Origin of the sequence: Flagellimonas algarum (genome assembly GCF_040513375.1) — a bacterium.
In the GTDB taxonomy this organism is placed as follows: Bacteria; Bacteroidota; Bacteroidia; order Flavobacteriales; family Flavobacteriaceae; genus Flagellimonas_B; species Flagellimonas_B algarum.
Window position 1 is genome coordinate 1,233,673 of the sequence record NZ_JBEVTG010000001.1, and the last position, 24,639, is coordinate 1,258,311.

The window sequence follows — 24,639 nt, forward strand, 5'->3', positions numbered from 1 at the left end:
GCCTGATTTAACGGCCACAAAGGTACAATTTACTTAACTCTTAGCCGTGCCCCTTTACAAAACCATAACAGTTTCAAAGGACATCACCGCATACCTCTGGAAGGTGACCGAAAGTGAGGAACAGCTTTCACACGGAATTGCACTCACCGACCATTGCCAAAAGCGACTTGATGCTATGAAATCGACCATGCATCGAAGGGCGTTCTTGAGCATAAGGCACTTGCTCCGTCAAGAAGGGTATGAAGACCGGGATCTGTATTACAATGAGTTCGGAAAACCCCATTTGGTAGACGGCAACCACATTTCGATCACCCATTCCAATGAATTCACCGCGATTATCGTCAGCCGCAACGAATTGGTGGGTATCGACATCGAAAAACAACGGGACAAAATTTTGAGGATCGCCCACAAGTTTACACCGATTCAAGAGTATCGTACCCTGGCCAATAGTGAAGCCGTGATGCGAAAATTGACCATCGTGTGGGGGGCTAAAGAGTCTTTGTATAAAATCTATGCCCAACCAGGGCTCAGTTTTTTAAACCATATCGATGTCAAGGATTTTCCCTTTGATGCCAAGACCACTACGGCGACCATTTCGTATGAAGGCAAGAAGTCGACCTACGCCGTCGATTTTTTCGAATTCGAGGGCTTTACCTGTGTTTTTGCCCGCAGTTCGAACGGTGGCTAAGACGTTTGTCGTAGTTTTACAATAAAAAGCAGGAATGGACATTTCCGTCGAACTGACCCTAACCCCATTGCAAGACGATTTCGAGCCCCCGATCATAGAGTTCATCAAAAAACTCCGGGCTTCAGGATTGCGCACCCTTGAAAATCCCTTGAGTACCCAAGTATATGGATCATATGACCAGGTCATGGATCTTTTGAAAAATGAAATAAAAACCGCGTTTATCGATTTGGATCACGTGGTTTTGCAAATGAAGATCGTCAAATCGGACCGCAGTGGATATCAACCCCATTTTTGATTTTTTCCTAGAAGCGTATCGCGGCAAACCGTCTTTCATTATCGTTCTTGAGGCCGTGGTGTTCGTAATGGGTATTGCAAGCGTCTGGTTTGCTAAAAAGGAGCACATTCTCGTGTACCCGACTGGCTTGGTTGCTACTGTAATCACGGTCTATTTGTTTTTTCGTGATGGCTTGTTGGGCGATATGATCATGAACTTTTATTGGTCGGTAATGAGTGTATATGGGTGGTGGAACTGGTCACGAAAAAAGGACAATGTGAAGGTCGTACGCATTTCACGAACTTCGAAGAACGAAAAAGTTATCGGTGTACTCCTGTTTTTGGGTACCATGCTGGTCAATTATGGGATTTACCGCATTTTCGACTATGATATCGCGCCTTCGAATTATGTTGATATTTTCACTTCGGGTATATTCTTCACGGCCATGTGGTACATGGCCAATAAAAAATTGGAGAATTGGACGCTGTGGATCCTTGCCGATATCATAACCGTTCCTTTATACGCCTCTAGGGGTTGGGGTATGTTATCTTTGCAATATCTGATTTTCACCGTAATGGCCGTTCAAGGCTACTTGGCATGGAAGAAGCACTTACACAAGCACCCAGTGGGCTCGTAAAGGTCGTTTTATTCGGTCCCGAATCAACCGGTAAGACCACCTTGGCACGACAGCTGTCCGAATACTACGATACGGAGTGGGTACCTGAATATGCAAGGGAATACCTTCAGGATAAATGGGACCGTGAACGGAAAACCTGTGAACCCCATGACCTGCTGCCGATTGCCAGGGGCCAGATGCGCTTGGAAAATGAATTGTCTAAAAAGGCGAACCGACTGCTGGTTTGCGACACCGATCTTTTGGAAACCAAGGTCTATTCGGAAGCCTATTACCTGGGGTACTGTGACCCATTGCTTGAAAAGGCCGCCCTATCCAATAAGTACGACCTGTATTTCCTGACAGGGATCGATACCCCTTGGGTCAAGGACGATCTTCGTGACAAACCCGATGAACGTGAACGTATGTTCACATATTTTCACGATACCCTAAAGCATAACGATAAGAAATTTGTTACTTTAAAGGGCGAAAAGGATGTCCGATTACGTGCGGCCATCCACCATATAGATAAACTCCTCGAACACATGATCGATCTGTCGAAAAAAGACCTTGACCAGCTTGCTGAAAAAGGCATTTCCGAAGCTCAATTGACCCAGCAAATGAACACCTTCAAAAAGGGGATTCCTTTTGTGGACCTGGAACGGGCCGCCATTGTCGATGACGGTATATTCAGGTTCGATGCGGAGCAGCAACAGCAACTGGTTTCCTTTTTCGATGACCGGGCCGAAGGCTTGTCATTGCTCAAGTTCGTTCCAGCATCCGGAGCGGCCTCAAGGATGTTCAAGGCCATGTTCAATTTTTTGGAGGCTTATGACCCCGAAGCGGAAAGTTTAGGGGAATATCTCTCGAGAACCAAGGACGCTGCGGTAGAACGTTTCACCAAGGATATGGAGCGATTTCCTTTTTATGGGGAAATCATGAAGGCTATCGGCACGGAACACGGTGAAGCCGGAAGCAAGGTGTATGCGTTCGTCAAATACATGCTCGAAGAAGATGGGATGAACTTCGGGTTCTTTCCCAAAGGCTTATTGCCTTTTCATAAATGCAAGCATGGCGGGGCGACCCCTTTTAAAGAGCACCTGAAAGAAGCCGCTTTGTATGCCAAAGGAAAAGGACTTGCCAAATTGCATTTCACCATATCGCCCCAACATGAGACCATGTTCAAGGATGAAGAGGCCCTTTCGGTTCCGCGGATTTCCCAGAAGACCGATACCGAATTCGAAGTGACCTATTCCAATCAAAAGCCAAGTACCGATACCCTCGCGGTCGATATGGAGGATCGACCATTCCGGAATTCGGACGGTTCCATACTGTTTCGCCCTGGAGGCCATGGGGCTTTGATAGAAAACCTTAACGACCAAGACGCCGATGTTATTTTTATTAAAAATATCGATAATGTGGTCATCGATGCGAATTTGCAACAAGTTGCCGATAGCAAGAAAATGCTGGCAGGATTACTGCTTCGAACCCAAGAAAAGGCATTCGACCATGCTAGGGCCCTTGAAAATGAAACTGCCGATGTTGTGGAGGTAAAACGGTTTTTGGAAACGGAATTGAACGTTCGTTTTGAACAAGCTTACGAGGCTTTGGACGAAGCCGGAAAACAAACCGCCCTTTTGGCCAAATTGAACCGCCCCATACGGGTTTGTGGTATGGTCAAAAACGAAGGTGAGCCAGGAGGCGGGCCTTTTTGGGCTAAAAATTCACAAGGCGGGGTTTCCCTACAGATCATTGAATCGGCCCAAGTCGATATGTCGAGTTCCTCCCAAGCTTCAATATTTAAGGATTCTACCCATTTCAATCCTGTAGATTTGGTCTGTGGCCCGCGCGATTATCGGGGAAAGAAATTCGACCTCATGCCTTTTATCGATACGGAACAAGGTTTTATCACAGCTAAGACCAAAGAAGGAAAAGAATTGAAGGCCTTGGAACTCCCCGGTCTTTGGAACGGGGCCATGGCGTATTGGAATACCCTTTTCGTAGAGGTACCCTTGGTGACCTTCAATCCGGTCAAAACGGTAAACGACCTTTTAAAACCCTCGCATCAGGCTGGTTGATACAGAGGTTTCAAAGCACAAAAACCGCATCGCGAATTCGCTTTGCGGTTTTTTTTGTGACTTTTTCAAAAGGATCGTGTCCAATAAGTAAAGCATCTGAAAAATGAACGATCTATTGAAATCCGGACTGATGGCAACCGCACTGATCATCACCTTGTTGTTGGCGGCCCCATCGATCAATGCCGATGTATCCGTTTCCAACGATGCCGAAGAGAAAGAAACCCTGGTGGCCGATGAACCGGTCGCCGCTATTATAAAGGAAGAACATAATCCGCTGTAGCCAGTCTGGCTCGCGGTTTTGGTTGGTTGATTTGGTTGAAAGGGCCGCAAGGTGTTCGCTTTGCGGTCCTTCATTCAACAAAACGATTTGATAATGCTATGCGACACTAACCATAGATTATCGTTCGGGGCCTTCAAGACGTTCAATGATTTGAATGACTTCCCCCAAGTGTCCTTGAGGGGCCTCAATAAAAGATCGCTTCGGCGATCTTTTGTTTTTTTAGCAAACGGGCATCTGAACTTTGGACTTCAACGTAGATACGTTAGATGTTGAATTAAAACGAAAACAATGAAGAAAACGATGCTCTACACGATACTAGCCATTACCATGACCTTGACTTCGATCGAGTCTTACGGCCACCTCAATGACATTAAGGTGCATGCCATGACCGACGGTTTCAAGAAAATCGATAGCGCCGAGCTTCCGCCACCAGTGGTTGAAGCCTTGCTCAAAGACTATCCGACCTCTCGATTGAAAGAAGCTTATAAAAACCCTCAAGGAAAGTACAAGCTGATCATGGTGTTGAAAAGTGGTACGAAGCGTACGGTGTATATCGATGCCTATGGCCGTTGGACGACCAAATAAGATCGTCATGTATTTCACAAAAAAAGGCCGTCTTGTACGGCCTTTTTGTTTTTAGGATTTTCCACCCTACATTTGCCGCATCTCAAAGGGGTGCTTTGACATCGTTCAGGGCTGAGATCATACCCATTGAACCTGGGCAGGTAATGCTGCTAAGGGATGGCCGAACGGCAAAGGTATCGCGCCTTTGCGGTGAGGGGCGGATAGGCATCGATGCCGAATTCCTGCCGTTTCACATACAAATCAAGTCAAACCAGAATAATGACCCCTTTTATTCGTGAATTTTTTACGAATGAAAATAGCATGTTCATTTTTCAGAAAAGAGATCGACTCACAATCTTTCGGTCTTCAACAACACCTAACGAACAAATTGAATGTTCCCAAACAGGGGGTACTGTTCTTTTTGGTGGTTTTCGGTCTTTTGACCAAGGGGAACGCCCAAGAACAGGAAAAAGACACGATCGAGGGCAAGAAAATCGTCTTGGAAGAGGTTTTGGTCCAAGCCGTTCGGGTGACGAAAGAGTCTCCGGTAACGTTTTCGAACCTGGATAAGGAAGAGATCGCACCGCGAAACCTTGGCCAAGACATTCCCATATTAATGAACTTTTTACCCGCGGTGGTGACCACTTCGGATGCTGGGGCCGGAATTGGGTATACCGGTATCCGGGTACGTGGTAGTGATGCCACCCGGGTGAACGTGACCATCAACGGCATACCTTATAACGATGCCGAATCACAGGGTACCTTTTGGGTCAATATGCCCGATTTCGCTTCCTCTACCGAGAATTTGCAACTCCAGCGAGGGGTAGGGACTTCTACCAACGGGGCAGGGGCCTTCGGAGCGAGTCTGAATTTGTTGACGGATGGCTTTTCGGAAGAAGCCTACGGACAAATCGGAACTTCGATAGGTTCCTTCAATACGCTACGAAACAATGTCAAATTCAGTACCGGTTTGCTGAATGACCATGTCGAAATATCAGGTAGGCTTTCAAGGATCACCTCCGATGGCTATATCGATAGGGCAAGTTCACAACTCGAGTCTTATTTTTTGCAAGGCACCTATGTCGATGACAATACCTTGGTGAAGGCCTTGCTTTTCGGAGGTCATGAAATTACGTACCAATCGTGGTTCGGTATCGATGCGGCCACCTTGGCCTCTGACCGCACCTTCAATCCCGCAGGTCAGTATACCGATGACGACGGAAACGTACGATTTTATGATAAAGAAGAAGACAATTACAAACAAGATCACTTTCAATTGCATTGGAACGAGCGATTGGATGATAATTGGAGTACGAACATCGCTTTCCATTACACTAGGGGGCGTGGGTATTTCGAACAGTTTCGTGAAGATGATGATTTTGACACCTATGGTTTTGAAGAATTGGTCGTCGATGGCGAAGTGGTCAATACTACGGATCTCATTCGCCGCCGTTGGCTCGACAATGACTTTTACGGAACCGTCTTTTCGGTCAACTATAAAGACGAGAAGTTGGATGTGATTACCGGAGGGGGGTTCAATATTTATGAAGGCGACCATTTCGGTGAAGTGATCTGGGCGCGTTTCGCGAGCAACAGTTCGATCAGGGATCGTTACTACGAAGATGATTCGAGAAAGACCGATCTGAACCTCTATTCAAAAGGGATTTTCAAACTGGATTCAAAATGGAGTCTTTTCGGTGACCTACAATATCGTAGGGTAGGCTATGAAGCCAATGGGGAAGACACGGGCATAGTCGATGATACGTTCAACTTTTTCAACCCAAAAACGGGGATTACATTCAATCTGAATCAAAACCACAATTTCTATTTTTCATACGCGCGTGCCAACCGTGAACCCAACCGAAACGATTATGAAAACGGGAATCCCAGACCCGAACGCTTGAATGATTTTGAGTTGGGGTGGCGGTATGTATCACCCGATGTTCAGGTGAATACCAATGTGTATTACATGCGCTACAAAGATCAATTGGTCTTGACCGGTGCTTTGAACGATGTTGGAGCTCCACTACGTGCGAATGTTGGGGATAGTTATCGTCTCGGACTGGAAGTCGACGCTACGGTCAGGATTGGTCGCCGTTTCGTATGGCGCCCCAATATTGCTTTAAGCGACAACCGGAACCTGGATTTTTTCTTTCAACGTGACGGCCAATTGCAGAATTTGGGTAAAACCAATATCGCTTATTCGCCGAACTTGGTCGCGGGTAATATCATTTCGTTCGTGCCCAGCGAAGACTTTCAAATATCGTTCTTGTCGAAATTCGTGGGCAAACAGTATATGGGCAACATCGATTCGGAAAACTCCGTACTCGACGCGTATTCGCAAACCGACTTGAACCTTCAATACGTTATTGAAATGAACGGGTTCTTCGATAACATCGTCCTTTCGGGCTTGGTGAACAATTTGTTCGACCAAGACATCGTATCGAACGGCTATTTTTTCACCTTCGATGACGATTTCTCCGATCCAGGTACCATCACTACCATAGAAGGGGCCGGATTTTATCCACAGGCGGGGATCAACTTCCTATTGGGGGCGACGGTGAACTTTTAAGTGTGCCTCTTTTCGGTATTGGTGTTCGCTCCGGCTAGGTATTGCCAGTTCCCCCGGGCGGACACTGCCGAAGAGGTGATTCTAAGCCCTCGGTTTCCGTGTGAGGGTCGGCAACATCCATTGGTTGATCGTGGCGTACCATCCTTCGATTCGCAAACGGCGGTTGCGCTTTACTAAATCCCTTTTCGATTGAAGCGCAGTTCGGATCTCATGGGGCTTGACCTACATTGGGTTCTTGCCGCTTCCCTATTGAACACATATGTAACGCGATTTGTTACATAAGAGGTTAAAAATTCTTTCGGAAATCCATATCATTGGAGGTCAGCTATGGCAAAAACACAGCTCACCATTGACTGAATGGACTTATTTCGATCCGTATCGCTTCTTTTTTTACTTCCGTTGTGCCTAACGGGTCAAATCGAAATTCCCTCTTTTAAGGAAGTCCTCATCAATAATGATGATGGCCTGAACTCATGGTTGATGATCGAACATATCGAACAAACCCCGGACGGGGCGCTTTGGTTTTTGATTAATGAAGGGGTGTATCGATACAACGGAATACGGGCCGTGAACGTTTCTAGATTTCTTTCGACCCGCACCGAACATCGGTTAACCGATCAACAAGCGACCTGCTTTACTTTCGATTCTGAGGGGGTGTTATGGCTCGGACGAAGGAAAGGCCTGTACAAAATCGATTTGGATCGGCTCGACATAGTGAAGATCGCCCTCGATGAACCCATGCGACCCTCGAACCATCGCAATTACATCTTGCAAATCGAAGAACATCGTGATACGATGTACGTCGGTACGGCGAATGGATTGTATTTGGTCGACCGCAACAGTGGTAGTAAGCTTAAGGGTTACTTGAACCATGGCGATCTTCCTGAACGATTTCGGGAAACCACGAAATCCGTCAAATCCATCTATCCCGGTATTGAGGAAGGCATCATCTGGGTCGCCTTGATGGATGGACTCTATCGCATCTCCAAAAAAGATGATCGTTTCGAACGCTATACCATTCCAGATCAGTGGTCCGACTCACTATCGCATAATTTTTTCCCTTCCGATCAAATTAGCGACAAGATCTATTTTCCCTCATGGGGTTTGGGTATGGTCTCTTTTGAATTTGAAACCAAAAGGTTCCATCGATACCCCACTTCCGATCAACAGCGCGATGCGCATGATCACAATACCATTCGCACGACCATACCGGTCAACGACTCCCTGATGTTTCTAAGCGCCTCAAGGATCGGCAACGGAATTTTTAACCGGAACAGCAATACCTACACATGGTTGCCCACACCTGACGAAATGAAACAGACTTGGGCCACCCAATTGTTCCGGGATATGAACGGCTTTATCTGGAGTGCTCAGACCGGTAGGATTTTCAGAACGGAAGAACCGATCCCAGGTGATTTTGGTCCTTCACCTGCCGTTTTGGATATTTCGGCGGTCTACGTCAATGGCAAGTTGCAAACCATACCCGCACTTCTGAAAAACCCGCTGCTAGAACTTAACGAATATCAAAAAGACGTGGGCTTGGAATTCACCTTGACCAGGCCCCATACGTTCACATCGGTAACCTATGAATATCGATTGTGGAATGGACCTTGGAAACCGATACCGGACGACAACTTTTTACAATTGTCCCTCAAAACCGGAAGCAATCCGGTTTACCTCAGGGCATTGTCGGCCAAGGGTACGCCAATCGCCGAAACGGAGCTTGGGTTATCCGTAGTGGTCCCGTTTTATAAGACGATATGGTTTCTCGTGTTGGTCGCCTTATTCCTAATAACGACTACCTATTTCTTGGTCCATTATCGGAACGAAAAAGCGTTGATCAATAAACTTCAGGAACTTGATATGGCGAAGTCGAAGTTCTTCAACAATATTTCGCATGAGTTCAGGACCCCGCTGACCATCATGGCAAGTCCCTTACAACGTCGTTTGGAACATGACGTGGTCGACCCTTTGGACAAAAAAGAGTTCGGTCTCATCTTGAAAAGCAACAGGCGTTTGTTGCATTTGGTCGATCAATTGTTGGAACTGTCAAAACTGGAATCAGGGAATGCCAAATTGATGGTTTCCTTGGTTCATCTTGCCCCATTTTTGAACACCTTAGCCGAGCCCTTTCAATATCAAGCTGAGAATCGCGGTAAGGCCTTTCAATTCAACAACCAACTGTCGGAAGCCTCTGTATGGTGTGATGCCCAAGCCCTGCAAACCATACTGACGAACTTGCTTTCGAACGCGATCAAATATAGTGAGGAAGGGGGCCATATCGAGCTTGAGGCCAAATACCACAAGCATATATTGAAGGTCAGGGTCGAAAACTCGGGACAACCCCTAGCAAAAGACCAGCAAGAGCGCCTTTTCGACCGATTCTACCAAACCGATCCGAATAATATCGGTGTTGGCATCGGACTCGCGTTGGCCAAGGAATTGGTCGAATTGCACAAAGGCAAGATCTGGATCGATCGTTTTTATAAAGAAGGCACGGCTTTCGAGATCGAATTGCCCATACATAAATCCGCGTATGCCGTTTCAGAGATTACTAGTGTGAAGGAAAATAAAGTCATGGAGTTGGTCACCCTTGAGGAAGCCTTGTCCGAAACTTTGGACGCTGAAGCGGATGATGACAAACCCCATATACTCGTGGTCGAGGACAATGACGATCTTCGGGCGATTTTGGTTGAGAATTTCAAGGAATCCTTCAAGGTGTCAACCGCGGGAGATGGATTGGAGGGAGAGGCCAAAGCCATCGGAATCGTACCTGATCTGATCGTTTCCGACATTATGATGCCCCATAAAAATGGGATCGACATGACCAAGGCCTTAAAACAAAATGAATTGACCGCCCATATCCCGATTATTTTGTTGACTGCCAAGGCTGGTAGCGAAAATGAACTGGTCGGCGCCCAGATCGGGGCTGATGATTACATGACCAAACCGTTCAACAATACCCTTTTGAAGACCAAGATGCTAAACCTCTTGGCACTCCGCCAAAAAATGCGTTCCCGATATAGCCAAGAAGTCGTCTTGAAACCTAAGGATATTGCGATAAGTCCACCTGATGAGGTTTTACTCAAACGCTTACAGGCGGTTTTGGATTCGAATTTGACGGAATCCTCTTTTTCTGCTCATGATTTCGCAAGGGAAATGGGATTTAGCCGGATGCAGCTGCATCGAAAGTTAAAGGCGCTTACGGGCCTTTCAACAACCGGCTTCATCAGGTCCCAACGTTTGAAACTAGCAGTCCAACTCCTTGAAAAATCGGATGCCAACGTTTCCGAAGCCTGTTATCGATCCGGCTTCAACAATCTTTCCTATTTCGCCAAATGCTTTAAGAATGCATATGGGGTAAGTCCGTCCGAGTATTCGAACAAGGCTTGAATACGACCATCCACCATCGATTTTAGACCATTGATACAGCATGTTACATAGCTGTTCAATTCTGTTACGTTCATGGCAGCCACCTTGTCGTCGCCGCCCTACATTCGTTGAGGTATTCCCGCATTGGAAGCAATGAAATGAATCGAAATGAGGACGTCTTAGAAGGAGAACTGGGCCCCTCCCACCAGTTCAAGATTTTTTTGAATATCGACCATTTGAACCAGGGGGCATACACCCTTTACATCACCTGTAAAGACAAAACGATCACAAGCATACGATTTACTAAATGATTCGGATATGAAAACAAAAGTACTGTTAGTTTCAACTCTGCTCCTGGCTACCACCTACTGGGTGGGTGCACAGGAAACCAAGAAAAAGAAAGACTCCATTGTCAACAAGCAAGACAATTTTATGGATTTGGCCACCAAATCATTCTCCGGTGTATTCGGGGAAAGCCTTAATGGGAACCCAAAGAAAATGGGAAAGGGAATGGGATTTTTGGAATTCTTGGAACAGAGCGGTTTCACTGAAAAAGAGAAAATGGAATACCGGTCTTTATATGTGATGCAAAGCCAGGAAATGACCCAAGAACAGCGCGATTCGCTCGGATTGGTATTGTCTAAGAAGATTATTGAAGGTGAAAAGAAAAAAAATAGACCATGAAAATTACGAGGATAGTCGTCATCGCGGTACTGATCTTGACCACCCACACCGCGAATGCACAGTTTTTGAAGAAATTAGGAAAGCGTGCCGAACGTTCGGCGAAAAATGCGATCGAATTCAAAGTTGGTCAAAAAACAAGAAGGATCACGCAAAGGGCCTTTGATTCGGTATTCAACAATGAAGGCAAACTGCTGAAAGGTAAAAAAGGGGCCCCGAGCTCCGATTACACCTTTACTCACAAATACGTGCTAAGGCTTGATGATGGAAAGCACCAGAGTGATTTAAACTATTTTCTTAGTGCGACGAAACTCCAGTTTGCCATTTACCAAACGCTTGATGAACAAAGTAGTATGATAACCGTGATAGACGGCGAAACCAAACGGATGCATAATTTTTCCGATTTAAAAGGAAAGAAATCGAGAATGAGCATGCAATTCAACGATCAAAAATCCTTGCAGCAGACCATGGAAACACCCGAGTTTTCCATAGAACCCACCGGCAATGAAAAAGATATCCTAGGATTTCACAGTAAAGAATATGCCGTAAGTGGTAAATATGCGGAAGGCACCATTTGGATGACCACTGAGGCGGGTGTTGGTTTTCCTTCAGAGATGTTCAAGGCCATGGTCAAGAAGAATAAAGGAAACCAATGGTTTGGGTTGAAGGGTGGTCTGGTGATGGAAATGGACATGGTCGACCTAAGCTCAAAAAAGAACGAACGCATCACGATGCGCTGTATCGAATTAAAGGCTGAAGAACTGGTTTTGGAAGTCATGCCATATAATTGATCCGTAATACCCAATGGTTTTCAATTCAATTACCACAAATTTTCGAAAGATGCAATGGACCATTAGAATCCTATTGCTTTTGGGCCCACTGTTATTTACAGGGATCGTATATGCCCAGAAGAAACCCTCGTTGACCCCACCGTCCTTAAAGGACCGCGTGAAAACCACCGTTACCCTTACACCCGACCCACAAGAACTGGGGGTGATGTCTTATTATACCGAAGACAGCGTGTTGAGGGATAGTGCCAACTATTTGATCAAGGGAACGACAACCGTTCAAAACGTGATGGTCACTGTGATCGCCAAAGATCCCAGTGTACCGCTTACCGTCGATTTTGTTAAAAAGGATTGGAAGGACCATCAGCGGTCGGGAGTGACCGAAGACGGGATTTTTCAAACATCCTTTGACACAGCGGGTGATTTTGGGATCATATTGAGCGGTAAGGACCGCCCTGCTTTTTATTTGGCTGTTTGGGCGTCGGGAGAAGTGATTCCGAAGGCCGAGACACTTTTTTACTCGAAAACCGATGTTCCTGAGAGTGTGCCTTCCGATACGACGGATTCCTATGGGTCGCTGTACCTCATCATAGCGGCGATGGCAGCGCTGATAATCATCCTGTTGTTCTTGGTCTTAAGGAAAAAACGAAAGCTTAGAAACATGGTCATCCCGCTGTTGGCCCTTCTGCTCACGCATTCCTTACCGGCACAAGGTCGCGGAGGGGTGATGAGGATCATGAACAAGATCAACGATATTATAAAAAACAAAAGTACAGGCGATGCCATTTCCGATTTGAGCGACTACGGTGAGCTCGTAAGCAAAATTCGATCCGGGGCCATTAATATGGGCAATTTCTTGGCAGTAGGAGATGAAAATTCCAGTGTCGAACTCGATCCCCTCGGGCAACCCCCGATGCCTTCATCCTGTTTGGATTCCTATACGGAACGGGAAGGCGAGTCTACTATCGAAAGCCCGTCCATCGACCGGCGATCTCCGTCAGAAGATCGTACAAATGAGGCGTCAAGTGGTACACGGACGGATGCCAATACGAAGTATGGGACGCCTGAAGCGGAAGATACCAAATACGGCGATCCAAGGGTTTCCGATATGGATCCAAAAGATACCCCGTTCAGGATGCCCTTGTATGATAAAGAAGGCAATTTGATCGATAAGGGAGATGCCGACGACCCGCCCGAAAAGATAAGCACGGACCTTGAAGGGGGAATACCGAATCCTTTCATCGGTTTTTCGTCGAGAAGTGGGGCATTCGAACGGCTTCCTAAGTATGATTTGAACGGGGGACTACTTGACCGGGGTGATTTTCCGGACGCACCCTTGTTGATAAATCCGCAAACCGGAATGCCATTTATGTCTCCCATCATCGACGGATCGGAAAGACGCTCCAGTTTTATACGACAACCGAAATATGATGCAGACGGAAGGCTGCTCGATCCAGGCGATTTTTCAAATGCCCCGAAGGAAATAGACCCTGACGGCCAATTGGATACAAACGGCGTTTTTACCGGTGATTCACGGACCATCACGCAAGAGCGGGAACCCAAGTATGATAGCAAGGGCAATCTTGTGGATGCCGGCGATGACCCCAACCCACCGAAACAGATCGAGGCTTCGAACACAACTCCCACAGCAGTGATTACCGATGAGGGTAGAAAAATGACACAGCCGTCCGATAGGCCAACTCCAACGAACCGACCGAATCACGATAGGCCGCAAAATAGGGAGACGCCATCGGATGGGATAGGCAAGAACGATGCTAAGGATGGATGTGAGTGCTTACGCAAGGCCTACCGAAATTTAGATCATGCCCGGTTTACCTTGGAAAAACTGCGGATCATTTATGCCAACTATAAAAAGAAAGTTGACTTTGGTATCAAGTTCGGCGATGATGTTTCATCCATTCACGGCGTTTCCGGTTTGGTCTGGCAGAATGAGAAGATCAAAATCTTGAAAGGCGTTAAAAACCTAGAACGGACCTATGACCAAAAACACCCTGAGTTGATAGCGAGCCTTAAAGCGGCCTTGTTGGAAATCAGTACCTGCGAGGCCATGCTCGGCGAAAAAGACTGGTACCAAAAGTTCGGATATTTTTATTTGACGTTCATGAACGATAAATACAAAAGAAAAGGATGAAAAGGCCGGTTTTGATTGTCATTATCCTGCTCCTATGCGCGTGCAAGAACGATGTCGCTAATTCCGAAAGGGCCGGGGCGGAACGGCAAATCAGCGTCGAGGTCACAACATCTGACCCAAGTGAGATCGAACCAGTGGAGTCCGAGCCAGCATCAAATGCCACTGTGGCCACGTTTTCTTCCTTGGACATGGATGGACAGACTCCTGAAACGATCATTCAAAAATTGGAAGAATTAAAAAATGATCCCACACTACCAACGGAACTCCTGCCGGTAATAGAACAACGGATTGCCTTGGAAAAAAGCAAATCCCTCGAGAATAAGGAAGCCAAAATGCTTTCGGCGTTCGATGCGGCACGATTGGTCACGGCCTTCAATGCCTTGAACGCATCGGAAGGATTGGTGGCTAAACTTGAAAAATTGGGAAAAGTGGATTCGATGATGGGCAGGGGCCCCCGAAGTGAAATCCGATTGGATACGGATGTGGCCGAATTCGTATCGGCCGAAATCGAGACCGACGCCACACCAATGTCAAATGATGAGACCTTGTTCCTCCGGGCGTTCAGCAGTGTGGTCGAAAATCAAAAGAGCGCCGCGGAAATTAGGGCCTTGATAAAGAAATTGGACAGTTTTGCCATCGATCCCAACACTAAAAGTGCGAAACCAAGCGAAGCGTTCCAAAATCAATTTAAAGTCGAACGTAGCAAGGCGAAGATAGCACTTGACTATAAGTTAAAGAAAGCCCGTCGGGCAAAGGAAAAGTTCAGGAAAATGAATCCCCATCTTTTTTTCGAAGACGGTAAGGGGGCAACGTATTTCGGGAGTAATACGGCCATCTACTTACCCATGGGCGATTTATCATTTGCCGATGAGCTGGTCGATTCGAAACATCCCGAACAACTTGGGACCGCCAGCAATATCCTTGGGGTCCCCGATGGTATCGAGCTTAGCAAAGAACGACTGGAGAACGTGCATAGCCTGGGTTTGGGAGGATCGGTCATTCTTCAATTCACCGACAATGCCCTGGTCGATGTCAACGGTCCTGATATTTTCGTATTTGAAATGGGTAAGATCGAACCCACGGCATTGGAAGTTTCGATCGATGGCAAAAATTGGGTTTCCATTGGGGAAATAGGAGGCGGAACGGCCCAAGTCGATATCGGAGAATACGTTGAACCCAACACCCTATATTACTATGTACGGTTGACCGACTTGATGACATCAAGTGCGATTCCGGGTGCGGATGTGGATGCCGTTGCCGCAATAGGAAGCGCGATGCGCTTGAACCTCGATAGCTCCGTATTGTTCGATACCGGTGCATCAAACCTCAAACCCGAAGGCGTGGTTGCGATCAAAGAATTGGTCGGACAAATCCTTTTTCTTGAGAAAGGCACCATTGTGGTCGAAGGGCATACCGATGACGTGGGTAGTTCACAAAACAATCAAAGACTGGCCCTGGCCCGGGCGAGAAGCGTCTCCGAAGAGCTGAAAAAGCAATTGAATGATCCAGGCTTCGACTTCATTGAAAAAGGGTTCGGTGAGCGTCGTCCAATAGCCACGAACGAGACCGAAGAAGGACGTCAAAAAAACCGACGGGTCGAGGTCTTGGTGGTGCCCAGGGGTTAGGAACAAAAGCGCAAGGGGGTTTGACGTCAATTCGAGATGATGACCGAATTCCCGCTCCGAACGGCTCGATAAAATAGCAAATCGTAATACCGAACGCCATCATCAGGTCGGTTGAGTTGCTGGCCCGTGAACAGACTATAGGTGAAATTTTCACAAGAACACGTAACATTTTGCCCATCGATTGTCATGGTCGAACAGGCGTTCGGGGTATGGTTTGGGCAACTGGCCTCAAAGGCGAAAAAAGTATCGTTACCGGTACGCATGACAAAAGCACCGCGGGTGCCCACGCCATTATTTCCGACATAGACCGGATTTCCGATATTGTTAAGACCGTTGTATAGGGGCAGGTTGAGGTTCAATTCGAACTGAAAACCGACTTCTTGTAAAAAGGGATTCCGATTGGTGGAATCGTTCCCGCAGGAAAGTAAGATCAGCAAGCAGAGCAACAGGGAGGGGAGCCTCATAAACCGATGATTTTGGGCAAAAATGCCTAAAATTTGTGTATCTTTGCGTTAAATCCTCGCTAAAAACCAATCAATTAGGGTCTAGCAGAGGATTTTTCTATTAAAAGGACTACAAGGTGGCATTGGGAAAATGAAATCGATTTTCCACAGTGCGCCTTTGCATTAAACGGAATGGATATGGGAAAGATATCATACTATACGGCTGAAGGATTGAAAAAATTGCGCGAAGAGCTCGATCACTTGCGTGATATCGAACGTCCTAAAGCCTCGCAGGCTATTGCCGAAGCCCGAGATAAAGGGGATCTATCGGAAAATGCCGAATACGATGCCGCGAAGGAGGCCCAAGGCCTGCTCGAAATGAAGATCTCCAAAATGGAGGCCACCTTGGCCAATGCCCGTTTGATCGATGAATCCCAAATGGATACTTCAAAGGTGTTGGTGCTTTCGACCGTAAAGATCAAGAACCAAACCAATGGGATGGAACTGAAATATACCTTGGTCGCTGAAAGTGAAGCCGATTTGAAATCGGGAAAGATCTCCGTGACTTCGCCCATTGGAAAAGGGCTTTTGGGAAAGTCGGTCGGAGAAGTGGCCGAAATACAGGTACCGAACGGGGTAATGAAATTCGATATTCTTGAAATCACCAGGGAATAACAGGATAAAATCTTTACTTTTAATCCCGTCTCACAAGACGGGATTTTTTATTTGAACCATGGCCAGTATTTTTACCAAGATCATCAACGGCGACATCCCTTCTTACAAGGTTGCCGAAGATGCCGATTACATTGCTTTTCTCGACATCAACCCAAATGCCGTGGGCCATACCCTTTGTGTACCCAAAAAGGAAGTCGATCAATTGTTCGATTTGGATGATGCCACTTATCTCGGCTTGATGGCCTTTGCGAAGAAGGTCGGCAAGGCTATCGGGAAAGCAGTACCCTGTGAACGTGTGGGCCTGACCGTTATCGGGCTTGAGGTGCCCCATGTACATATCCATTTGATTCCGTTGCAATCGATGGAAAACGCCACCTTTCAACATAAGGTCTCCATGGATACGGAAGCCTTTGAACGAACCGCTGAAAGCATCCGAAAAGAGCTTAGTTGAATCCTTCGAGGTAAAAATACGCAAGGGCTGCCGCTGCAGCCAATAGCAATAGGGTCAAAACGTAAAACAGCGTTGTGAAGCGCACCGAAGGCCGATCAGCCGCCACCAATTTTTGATAGTATTCAAAGACACGTTCAATGTCCTCCGTCCAATTCACAGGATAGATGATGGAATAACACTTTTTGCATTTGATCTCATGGGTGACTTCCCCGGTCGTTCGGTGGAAAAAGGGGTTGTAGGTATGTTTTTGGTAGAAGGTCAATTTAAGTTCCTGATTGAAACATTCCGGACAGTTATTGGTGAGGTCCGCGTGCTTGATAGCGATATTTTTTTCCTTGGCCATAGCTATACTTTAGCGCGTAGTGAAATTTGCATGATGGTACCTTCCTTGCTTGAAGAAAGTACTTTGATCTTTCCTTTGTGGTACTCTTCGACAATCCGTTTGACCAGCGAAAGTCCCAAGCCCCAACCCCGTTTTTTGGAGGTGACCCCTGGGTTGAAAATACTTTGGTAATCGCTTTTGGCGATGCCATGGCCGGTATCCGAAACCAAAATTTGGACCATGCCCCCTTTTTGTTCGATTTGGATCGCGATATTGCCTTTGCCCTTCATCGCGTCGATACCGTTTTTCACCAAGTTCTCAATACTCCAATTGAATAAGGGTAGGTTCAATAATACCGGCATTTCCGCGATATCGGAACTAAAGGAGAAGTGGATCAATTTCGAACTTCTGCGCTTCAGGTATTCATAGGCCTTTTCGGTTTCAGAAACGATATCATGTACTTGAAGTTCAGGAACCGAACCAATTTTTGAAAACCGTTCGGTAATCGTTTGCAAACGGGCGATATCCTTTTCGATTTCGACGGTGATTTCCGGATTGATCTGTTCCGACTTCAACAATTCGTTCCAGCCCAACAAGGAGGTCAAGGGAGTGCCAATCTGGTGGGCGGTCTCTTTCGCCATACCCGCCCAGAGCTTGTTCTGTTCTGAAGCTTTATTGGTTTTGAAAAAGAAAAAAATCACCGCTCCGAAAAGGAATATGATCAACATCAAAGCGATGGGATAGTATTTCAGTTTGTTGAGCACTTCGGAATTGCCATAATACAGGGTGGCCAGGACTTCCCCTTTATCGTCAACGATAATCGGGGCGTTTTCACTGGCGAATCGCTTTATACGCTTCGCAATGGCCGTCGAATCACTTTCGATTTCCTCAGGCATATTGTGGGTCTTTACCGAACCATTGGAGTTCACCAGGATCATGGGGGTGGTCGTATTGTTGCCCAAAACCTTGAGGGTCAGGTTGCCCAGTTCTTGGTCGACCGTCATTTGCAGCAGTTCGGATTGGGCAGCGGCCCAGTTTTCCATCTTTAGGCGCTCTTCTTCTTTGAATTTCTCAAAAAAGATGTTCGTGTTCCATAAAATTAGGCTTACCACCACAAATGCCGATAGCAAAATGATGACATTCGAGGCGCGCCTTTTCCGGTTGAACTGCATTGCTGTAGTATTCTATCTAAAGATAACGCAAAAAGGAAAAAATTGTTGAAAAGCCGTCTTCGAATACCTTCTCGTTGGGGTCGTTTTTATGTATTTTTGGTGATTATCTAAACGGGTTACCATGGAAGTTCAAGGAAGAATAAAAATGATCGACGAAACCAAAACGTATGGCAGCAACGGGTTTCGTAAAAGAGAGGTCGTCATCACGACCGAGGAGCAATATCCACAACACATTTTGGTAGAGTTCATCCAAGATAAATGTGATTTGCTGAACAATTTCTCAGTTGGTCAAATGGCCCGTATCAGCATTAATTTAAGAGGACGTGAATGGGTCAACCCACAAGGGGAGACCAAGTATTTCAATTCGATCCAAGGATGGCGTATCGAGAATCTTGAACAAGCCGCCGATTCGGCCAACGCCGCGCCATTGCCTCCCTTGGAGACCTTTGAGCCGGCCGATGGTCTTAATGAAGAAGAGCACGACGACCTGCCCTTTTAACCATGGGCCTTACCCGGATCATCGAAGGCTTATTTCGTAGATTCCTACCGTCCCCTTTTACCATTGCGGTGGTGCTGACCCTATTGACCATAGGCTTGGCCACCGCCTTCACCGATTCCGCTACAGGCGACAACCGTTTTTTCGAAGTTTTATCGTATTGGGAAGAAGGGGTGTGGAACAATGCCCTTTTGGTCTTTGCCTACCAAATGATGCTCATCTTGGTACTCGGCCATGTGCTGGTGCTTAGCCGTCCGATGGAACGATTGATCCTAAAAATCGTGGGATTCGTTACGAATTCGGCCAATGCAGCCGTTTTAGTCGCCCTGCCGACCCTTATCATTGCCTTTTTCAATTGGGGCCTTGGCTTGATTTTCGGAGCCATCTTGGCGCGAAAGGTCGGGGAGTATGCCCAAGCGAAGAACATTCCGATCAATTATCCTTTGGTCGGTGCTTCAGGATATGTAGGCTTGATGGTTTGGCATGGGGGTATTAGCGGTTCGGCCCCGATAAAGGTGTCTGAAGAAGGACATTTGAAAACCCTGATGTCGACCATCCAACAAAACGGGTTTTCAATCGAATTGCCCAATAGCATTTCAACGGTGGAAACCGTTTTCAGTAGTTGGAACTTGATACTCTTCTGTATTGTTTGCTTATGTATATCGGTTTTGGTGTTTTATTTAGGCAAGCAGACGGCGGCCAAACCGTTTCGTTTGCCATCGTACCACATGCAGCGTTTTGATGGGAAGGCTCCGGTCGGGGCCGAAAAGCTCGACCATTCGAAGCCCATGGCCTTATTTTTCGGACTGCTCTTACTGGGGGCGTTCTTCATCCAGTACCTCCCCGCCCTGCGCAGTTTGAACATCACCCCGAACCTGTTGAACTTTTTTATGCTCGGGCTTGCCATCGTTTTACACGGAAGTTTCGCGTCCTTTCTGAACGCCGTTGAAGAGGCCATAAAGGATGTTTCGGGTATTTTGATCCAGTTTCCATTGTATTTCGGGATTATGGGGATTATGGCCGGAAGTGGGATGATTGCCCTAATATCGGACTATTTCGTCTCGATCAGTTCGACCACGACCTTGCCTATTTTTACCTTTTTCAGTGCAGGATTGGTAAACATTTTCGTGCCAAGCGGTGGAGGGCAATGGGCCGTTCAAGGGCCCTTGGTCATCCAATCCGCAGTGCAGTTGGGAGTACCTTTGCCAAAGGCGATCATGGCTTTGGCCTATGGCGATCAATTGACCAATATGTTACAGCCTTTTTGGGCACTGCCCTTATTGGGGATTACCAAGTTGAAAGCCAAGGAAATCTTGCCGTATAGCATGTTGTTCCTCTTGGTAGGCGGTGTGATTTATCTGATCGGATTGCTGCTTTTTTAGGGGTTTTGAATACCTTTAAAAGAAAACTTTGCCTTGGAAAAGAACAGCGACGACTTTCCGTTGTATTTTTTGAGCGATAGGCTCGAATTCCCTCCGGTACACTTGGCCAACGAAGACGGGCTTTTGGCGGTAGGTGGTGATTTGTCGACCGAACGCCTTTTATTGGCCTACCAAAGCGGAATTTTTCCCTGGTTCAACGATGATGATTTGATTTTATGGTGGAGCCCAGACCCCAGAATGGTCCTCTTTCCTGAAAAAGTCCGGATTTCGAAAAGCATGCGCAAGGTCTTGGCCAAATCCGATTTTGAACTCAGTGTGAACCAACATTTCGAGGCCGTTGTCGAACAATGTGCAACGTTGACCCGCAAGGGTCAGAAAGGGACATGGATCACCGATAATATGAAAGAGGCCTATATCGGTTTGTTCAAGAAAGGGTTCGCACGTTCTTACGAGGTCAGTAAAGACGGTGAATTGGTCGGTGGGTTGTACGGTGTCGACCTTGGCCATGTTTTTTGTGGGGAAAGCATGTTCTCCAAAGTGACCGACGCTTCGAAATTCGCCTTCATCCAAATGGCGCAAGAACTCCAGCGACAAAACTATCAGCTCATCGATTGCCAGGTACATACCGCCCATTTACAGACGCTAGGGGCCGAACTGATTCCGAGACCTCAGTTTATGGATATCCTACAAGAGGGGGCTAAAATTTAAACCCTTAGGAGAATATGAAATAGGTGCTTATCACCAAGACCGAAATTACGGCGCCGATCAACATCGCATATTTCCACGGAGTCGTATCGATGGCTTCGGTCGTATCTTCGGCCATGACCTCTGTCTTCGGCATGAACCTTCCAAAGGCCAGCATGACCAAAACATTGAACACGAACAAGATGCCCATAACATGCAAATAGTGTGGGTAGGCTTCGGCCTTGATAATGCTTAATTGCGAAAGATCGGTGATCCCTTGGGCTTGTGCGGCCGCCACGGCGGTTTCCCTGAAGTGCGGTTCCAAGAACAGCAAGCTGATGAGGTACAATAGAACGCCTCCGATCATGACTACCTTAGCTCCTAAGGCCGGTACTTTCTTGGTCATGATGCCCGTCATCACCACGGCAAGAATGGGAACACTCAAACTACCCAAAGACTGTTGGATGTAGCTGAAGAGCCCGTCGGGTGCATTGGCGATAAAAGGGGCAATGGTCATTGAAATGATGCCTAGGGCCAGTCCGAATCGTTTACCGGCCTTTACCGTTTCCATATCGGTAGCATCTTTTTTGAAGAACATTTTAAACAAGTCGAATCCGAACAAGGTCGCGCTACTGTTCAGTAGGCTATTGAACGAACTCAAGACGGCACCGAAAAGTACGGCAGCGAAGAATCCGGTCAGTCCGGCAGGCAATACTTTCGCAACTAGGGCAGGATAGGCTTGATCTGCATTTTCCAACTGCCCTTCAAAGACATGCCATGAGATGATGCCCGGTAGTACAACGATTACCGGTATCACGAATTTGACGAAGGCGGCGAGTAACATCCCCTTTTGGCCTTCCTTAAGGCTCTTGGCCCCGAACACACGTTGTAATATGGATTGGTTCGTTCCCCAATAATAGATTTGGGCGATCATCATTCCGGTAAAGACCGTTCCGAACGGAATCGATGAATCGACTGCCCCTTTCATCACGAACTTTTCCGGGTTGCTTTCCCATAAGATATCCAAGCCTTTCCCGAAACTTCCGTCCCCGATCAACATCAATCCGAAAATCGGAATCAATAATCCACCGATCAACAAACCGATCGCGTTGATGAGATCCGATACCGCAACCGCTTTCAGTCCGCCGAAAATCGCATAGACCATCCCGATAAGTCCGATGGTCCAAACGCAGAGCCAAATCACCGTCCAGGGTGCCATCCCGAGCACCTCCGGAAGATCGAACATGGTGCTGAACGCTAAGGAACCTGAATAGAGTATGGTCGGTAACAAAACGATCCCATAGGCAAACAAGAACAATATGGATAACAAGGCCTTGGTCTGCTTGTCGAAACGTTTTTCTATAAATTCGGGAATGGTCGTGATACCCTTACTCATGTATTTGGGCAACAAATAAATAGCGGTGAAAATCATGGCTATGGCGGCCAAGGTTTCCCAGGCCATCACCATCAGCCCTTCGTCAAAGGCCTGACCGTTCAAGCCTACGATCTGTTAGGCCGAAAGGTTGGTCAACAGTAAGGAGCCCGCAATGGTGATCGCCCCAAGGCTCCGTCCGCCCAAGTAAAAACCATCAGCTGATTTTTCGTCGGTCTTTCGGGTGGCGTACCAAGCCACCACGGCAACGAATAAAGTAAAGCCCAAAAAAGAAAGTAAGGTAAGTAGTCCCATAGCGGTTGTTATCGTTAGTTGGTGACCTAAAATAGTGAAAATATCGGTATTGGCCGAGCTGGGTGCTAGATGCCATTCCTAGCAGGTCTTCAGTGGTTTGGAATTAGACTTGGTCATACCGAAAACAACCGACCTCATGGTCGTTGACCACTCCAACGGCTTGTAGGAACGCATAGATCACGGTGCTGCCCACGAATTTGAACCCTCTTTTTTTCAGGTCTTTGCTAATGGTATCCGAAAGCGGAGTGGTTGCCGGGGCGTCTTTATAGTTGGTCCAAGCGTTTTTTATCGGGGTATGGTCTACAAAGGCCCAAAGGTAGTCGCTGAAACTACCGAACTCTTCTTGTACCGTCATAAAGGCCTTGGCATTGCTTACCGTCGCGTTTACTTTTAATTTGTTCCGCACGATACCGGTATCTTGAAGTAGGGCATCGATTTTGGGCTGCTGGTACCCGGCGATTTTTCGATAGTCGAATTGGTCGAAGGCGGAACGGAAATTTTCACGTTTGCGAAGAATGGTAATCCAACTCAATCCTGCTTGAAAGGTTTCCAAGACCAGGAATTCGAATAAGATCCCGTCATCTTTTACGGGCACTCCCCATTCTTCATCGTGATAGGCTTCATAAAGTGCGTCCCCTTCACTCCAGCCACAGCGGTTGACCTGCATGCAATGCGCTTAAAGATTTTGTTCAAGATACGTATAAAGGGGCATTCGTTAAAGGAAAAGCATCGGCCCAGGAAAAAAAGGTGAACATGAAGCGGGCCAATGCTTTTACAGAGAACAAACGTTATTTTACGATCGCACCTTGAGCGCCTTCCGACTTCGGAAGAGTGAGCTCCCCTGCTTCAAGGGCTCCCTCGATATCGACCGTAAGGGTTCTGAAGGCCTTAAAGAAGCGTCTTTTATCGGTACGCTCGATTATAGCGTATGACGTTTCCTTTTCGTAGACCAGATCTTTGATGATGACGCTACTGTTCCTGAATTTCGAGAAATTCAAAATCCCGCCCCGTTTCATAATGATGTTCTTTCGGGGCACTTCGATATACTCATAATCATTGGAGGGAACGGAGGCGATTTTCAGTTCGTCACCAATGTTCACGACCGGTACCTTGTTTTGGGCATGAAGACCTATCGCGAACAGAAAGATCAGCAAGCCGTTAATCGTTGTTTTCATTTGTATTGGTTTTAGGTATGGAATCCATTTGATCGATCGGTCTCAAGATCGCTTTCAGGGTACGCCGATAGCCAAAAAAATCCTTTCCGTCTTCCCTTCGTATCACCACTGCCGTCGTTCCATCGGGCTGCACGTCCATTTGCTCGATGACCACGATGTTCCCGTGAAGGTTGAGTACCGGCCCTAAGCCAGACCTACTATTCATCGGATTGAACTGCACCACGGTCTCTAAGTATGGCAATTCGGCGATGAGTCGTTTTTCACTATCGCCCCTGCTTTCATTGAAATGCTCAAAACGGATTTCGTACAACCGCTGTTGTGCGTTGACCGAAAAGAAAACCAATCCAAGAAACACGGGTAAAAGTCGAACCATTCATCTCATTTTCAGTATAAAGATAGTATAAGTGTTAAGTATTATAGTTTTACCACCGTTAAAAATTAGTTAATCTATTAATATATAAAAGT

Annotated in this window: 23 protein-coding genes and 1 pseudogene; 17 read left to right on the forward strand and 7 right to left on the reverse strand. The window is 46.8% G+C overall.

The genetic code is table 11. From position 1 onward, the window contains the following. Window positions 1-46: 46 nt before the first annotated feature. The 12 genes from ABV409_RS05685 (at window position 47) to ABV409_RS05740 (ending at window position 15,687) form a co-directional block, all read left to right on the forward strand. Window positions 47-688 carry a 4'-phosphopantetheinyl transferase family protein gene (locus ABV409_RS05685; protein ID WP_353876578.1) on the forward strand — a complete coding sequence of 214 codons (642 nt, stop codon included), beginning with the start codon at window positions 47-49 and terminating at the stop codon, window positions 686-688. A gap of 34 nt (window positions 689-722) precedes the next feature. After that, a complete protein-coding gene (locus ABV409_RS05690) occupies window positions 723-983 on the forward strand; it encodes a YkoF family thiamine/hydroxymethylpyrimidine-binding protein (protein WP_353876579.1) in 261 nt (86 codons plus the stop codon). Beyond that, window positions 967-1,599: a nicotinamide riboside transporter PnuC gene (pnuC, locus tag ABV409_RS05695; protein WP_353876891.1), complete on the forward strand. Its 633-nt coding sequence runs from the start codon at window positions 967-969 to the stop codon at window positions 1,597-1,599. Before ABV409_RS05690 ends, pnuC begins: the two co-directional genes overlap by 17 nt. Next, a complete protein-coding gene (locus tag ABV409_RS05700; protein ID WP_353876580.1) occupies window positions 1,560-3,653 on the forward strand; it encodes a DUF4301 family protein in 2,094 nt (697 codons plus the stop codon). Before pnuC ends, ABV409_RS05700 begins: the two co-directional genes overlap by 40 nt. A 103-nt stretch (window positions 3,654-3,756) precedes the next feature. Then, window positions 3,757-3,933: a hypothetical protein gene (locus ABV409_RS05705; RefSeq protein WP_353876581.1), complete on the forward strand. Its 177-nt coding sequence runs from the start codon at window positions 3,757-3,759 to the stop codon at window positions 3,931-3,933. 288 nt (window positions 3,934-4,221) lie between these two features. Then, on the forward strand, window positions 4,222-4,518 hold the full coding sequence (locus ABV409_RS05710) for a hypothetical protein (protein WP_353876582.1): 297 nt from the start codon (window positions 4,222-4,224) through the stop codon (window positions 4,516-4,518). Window positions 4,519-4,807: 289 nt separating this feature from the next. Continuing rightward, window positions 4,808-7,069 (forward strand): TonB-dependent receptor, encoded by a 2,262-nt coding sequence (locus ABV409_RS05715; protein WP_353876583.1) that lies wholly within the window; start codon window positions 4,808-4,810, stop codon window positions 7,067-7,069. A gap of 357 nt (window positions 7,070-7,426) precedes the next feature. Further along, window positions 7,427-10,462 (forward strand): ATP-binding protein, encoded by a 3,036-nt coding sequence (locus ABV409_RS05720; protein ID WP_353876584.1) that lies wholly within the window; start codon window positions 7,427-7,429, stop codon window positions 10,460-10,462. A 297-nt stretch (window positions 10,463-10,759) separates the two neighbouring features. Next, complete coding sequence (locus ABV409_RS05725; protein ID WP_353876585.1) at window positions 10,760-11,125, forward strand: hypothetical protein; 366 nt, start codon at window positions 10,760-10,762, stop codon at window positions 11,123-11,125. Next, window positions 11,122-11,913 carry a hypothetical protein gene (locus ABV409_RS05730; RefSeq protein WP_353876586.1) on the forward strand — a complete coding sequence of 264 codons (792 nt, stop codon included), beginning with the start codon at window positions 11,122-11,124 and terminating at the stop codon, window positions 11,911-11,913. The genes ABV409_RS05725 and ABV409_RS05730 overlap by 4 nt, the downstream gene beginning before the upstream one ends. A 49-nt stretch (window positions 11,914-11,962) precedes the next feature. After that, window positions 11,963-14,062: a hypothetical protein gene (locus ABV409_RS05735; RefSeq protein WP_353876587.1), complete on the forward strand. Its 2,100-nt coding sequence runs from the start codon at window positions 11,963-11,965 to the stop codon at window positions 14,060-14,062. Further along, window positions 14,059-15,687, forward strand: a complete 1,629-nt coding sequence (locus ABV409_RS05740) for an OmpA family protein (protein ID WP_353876588.1) — start codon at window positions 14,059-14,061, stop codon at window positions 15,685-15,687. Before ABV409_RS05735 ends, ABV409_RS05740 begins: the two co-directional genes overlap by 4 nt. A 26-nt stretch (window positions 15,688-15,713) precedes the next feature. Here ABV409_RS05740 and ABV409_RS05745 read toward each other — a convergent pair whose 3' ends face one another. Further along, entirely contained in the window at window positions 15,714-16,151 is a 438-nt protein-coding gene (locus ABV409_RS05745; protein ID WP_353876589.1) for a Rieske (2Fe-2S) protein, read from the reverse strand. A gap of 177 nt (window positions 16,152-16,328) precedes the next feature. Between ABV409_RS05745 and greA the strand changes: the two genes are divergently transcribed. Both greA and ABV409_RS05755 read left to right on the forward strand, forming a co-directional pair. After that, window positions 16,329-16,805: a transcription elongation factor GreA gene (greA, locus tag ABV409_RS05750; protein WP_353876590.1), complete on the forward strand. Its 477-nt coding sequence runs from the start codon at window positions 16,329-16,331 to the stop codon at window positions 16,803-16,805. Window positions 16,806-16,863: 58 nt separating this feature from the next. Further along, entirely contained in the window at window positions 16,864-17,256 is a 393-nt protein-coding gene (locus ABV409_RS05755; protein ID WP_353876591.1) for an HIT family protein, read from the forward strand. On the opposite strand, the gene ABV409_RS05760 is transcribed toward ABV409_RS05755, so the two are convergent. Beyond that, a complete protein-coding gene (locus ABV409_RS05760) occupies window positions 17,249-17,599 on the reverse strand; it encodes a hypothetical protein (RefSeq protein ID WP_353876592.1) in 351 nt (116 codons plus the stop codon). The genes ABV409_RS05755 and ABV409_RS05760 overlap by 8 nt on opposite strands. 2 nt (window positions 17,600-17,601) lie before the next feature. Next, entirely contained in the window at window positions 17,602-18,750 is a 1,149-nt protein-coding gene (locus tag ABV409_RS05765; protein WP_353876593.1) for a sensor histidine kinase, read from the reverse strand. Window positions 18,751-18,871: 121 nt separating this feature from the next. Here ABV409_RS05765 and ABV409_RS05770 point away from each other — a divergent pair, with 121 nt between their 5' ends. From ABV409_RS05770 to aat, 3 genes are read left to right on the forward strand one after another with little or no spacing between them, the layout of a single operon-like run. Continuing rightward, window positions 18,872-19,249, forward strand: a complete 378-nt coding sequence (locus tag ABV409_RS05770; RefSeq protein WP_353876594.1) for a DUF3127 domain-containing protein — start codon at window positions 18,872-18,874, stop codon at window positions 19,247-19,249. A gap of 2 nt (window positions 19,250-19,251) precedes the next feature. Further along, entirely contained in the window at window positions 19,252-20,628 is a 1,377-nt protein-coding gene (locus ABV409_RS05775; RefSeq protein ID WP_353876595.1) for a short-chain fatty acid transporter, read from the forward strand. A gap of 33 nt (window positions 20,629-20,661) precedes the next feature. Next, window positions 20,662-21,336 carry a leucyl/phenylalanyl-tRNA--protein transferase gene (gene aat, locus ABV409_RS05780; RefSeq protein WP_353876596.1) on the forward strand — a complete coding sequence of 225 codons (675 nt, stop codon included), beginning with the start codon at window positions 20,662-20,664 and terminating at the stop codon, window positions 21,334-21,336. A gap of 4 nt (window positions 21,337-21,340) precedes the next feature. Here aat and ABV409_RS05785 read toward each other — a convergent pair. From ABV409_RS05785 to ABV409_RS05800, 4 genes and pseudogenes are all read right to left on the reverse strand, one after another. Next, window positions 21,341-22,999 (reverse strand): annotated as a pseudogene (locus tag ABV409_RS05785) (solute:sodium symporter family transporter). A gap of 103 nt (window positions 23,000-23,102) precedes the next feature. Beyond that, window positions 23,103-23,666, reverse strand: coding sequence for a DNA-3-methyladenine glycosylase I (locus ABV409_RS05790; RefSeq protein ID WP_353876597.1), 564 nt, complete (start codon window positions 23,664-23,666; stop codon window positions 23,103-23,105). A gap of 121 nt (window positions 23,667-23,787) precedes the next feature. Next, window positions 23,788-24,174, reverse strand: a complete 387-nt coding sequence (locus ABV409_RS05795) for a hypothetical protein (protein ID WP_353876598.1) — start codon at window positions 24,172-24,174, stop codon at window positions 23,788-23,790. Next, the gene (locus ABV409_RS05800; protein WP_353876599.1) at window positions 24,158-24,547 is read right to left on the reverse strand and encodes a hypothetical protein; all 390 of its coding nucleotides are present in this window, start codon (window positions 24,545-24,547) and stop codon (window positions 24,158-24,160) included. Before ABV409_RS05800 ends, ABV409_RS05795 begins: the two co-directional genes overlap by 17 nt. Window positions 24,548-24,639: the final 92 nt, after the last annotated feature.

Bases quoted from the DNA above. Each gene is read 5' to 3' on its own strand.
- ABV409_RS05775 (WP_353876595.1), top strand. From the start codon at position 19,252: ATGGGCCTTACCCGGATCATCGAAGGCTTATTTCGTAGATTCCTACCG.
- ABV409_RS05755 (WP_353876591.1), top strand. From the start codon at position 16,864: ATGGCCAGTATTTTTACCAAGATCATCAACGGCGACATCCCTTCTTAC.
- greA (WP_353876590.1), top strand. From the start codon at position 16,329: ATGGGAAAGATATCATACTATACGGCTGAAGGATTGAAAAAATTGCGC.
- ABV409_RS05725 (WP_353876585.1), top strand. From the start codon at position 10,760: ATGAAAACAAAAGTACTGTTAGTTTCAACTCTGCTCCTGGCTACCACC.
- ABV409_RS05740 (WP_353876588.1), top strand. From the start codon at position 14,059: ATGAAAAGGCCGGTTTTGATTGTCATTATCCTGCTCCTATGCGCGTGC.
- ABV409_RS05765 (WP_353876593.1), bottom strand. From the start codon at position 18,750: ATGCAGTTCAACCGGAAAAGGCGCGCCTCGAATGTCATCATTTTGCTA.
- ABV409_RS05700 (WP_353876580.1), top strand. From the start codon at position 1,560: ATGGAAGAAGCACTTACACAAGCACCCAGTGGGCTCGTAAAGGTCGTT.
- ABV409_RS05735 (WP_353876587.1), top strand. From the start codon at position 11,963: ATGCAATGGACCATTAGAATCCTATTGCTTTTGGGCCCACTGTTATTT.
- ABV409_RS05710 (WP_353876582.1), top strand. From the start codon at position 4,222: ATGAAGAAAACGATGCTCTACACGATACTAGCCATTACCATGACCTTG.
- ABV409_RS05705 (WP_353876581.1), top strand. From the start codon at position 3,757: ATGAACGATCTATTGAAATCCGGACTGATGGCAACCGCACTGATCATC.
- ABV409_RS05770 (WP_353876594.1), top strand. From the start codon at position 18,872: ATGGAAGTTCAAGGAAGAATAAAAATGATCGACGAAACCAAAACGTAT.
- ABV409_RS05720 (WP_353876584.1), top strand. From the start codon at position 7,427: ATGGACTTATTTCGATCCGTATCGCTTCTTTTTTTACTTCCGTTGTGC.
- ABV409_RS05690 (WP_353876579.1), top strand. From the start codon at position 723: ATGGACATTTCCGTCGAACTGACCCTAACCCCATTGCAAGACGATTTC.
- ABV409_RS05795 (WP_353876598.1), bottom strand. From the start codon at position 24,174: ATGAAAACAACGATTAACGGCTTGCTGATCTTTCTGTTCGCGATAGGT.
- ABV409_RS05800 (WP_353876599.1), bottom strand. From the start codon at position 24,547: ATGGTTCGACTTTTACCCGTGTTTCTTGGATTGGTTTTCTTTTCGGTC.
- ABV409_RS05730 (WP_353876586.1), top strand. From the start codon at position 11,122: ATGAAAATTACGAGGATAGTCGTCATCGCGGTACTGATCTTGACCACC.
- ABV409_RS05760 (WP_353876592.1), bottom strand. From the start codon at position 17,599: ATGGCCAAGGAAAAAAATATCGCTATCAAGCACGCGGACCTCACCAAT.
- ABV409_RS05790 (WP_353876597.1), bottom strand. From the start codon at position 23,666: ATGCAGGTCAACCGCTGTGGCTGGAGTGAAGGGGACGCACTTTATGAA.
- ABV409_RS05745 (WP_353876589.1), bottom strand. From the start codon at position 16,151: ATGAGGCTCCCCTCCCTGTTGCTCTGCTTGCTGATCTTACTTTCCTGC.
- ABV409_RS05715 (WP_353876583.1), top strand. From the start codon at position 4,808: ATGAAAATAGCATGTTCATTTTTCAGAAAAGAGATCGACTCACAATCT.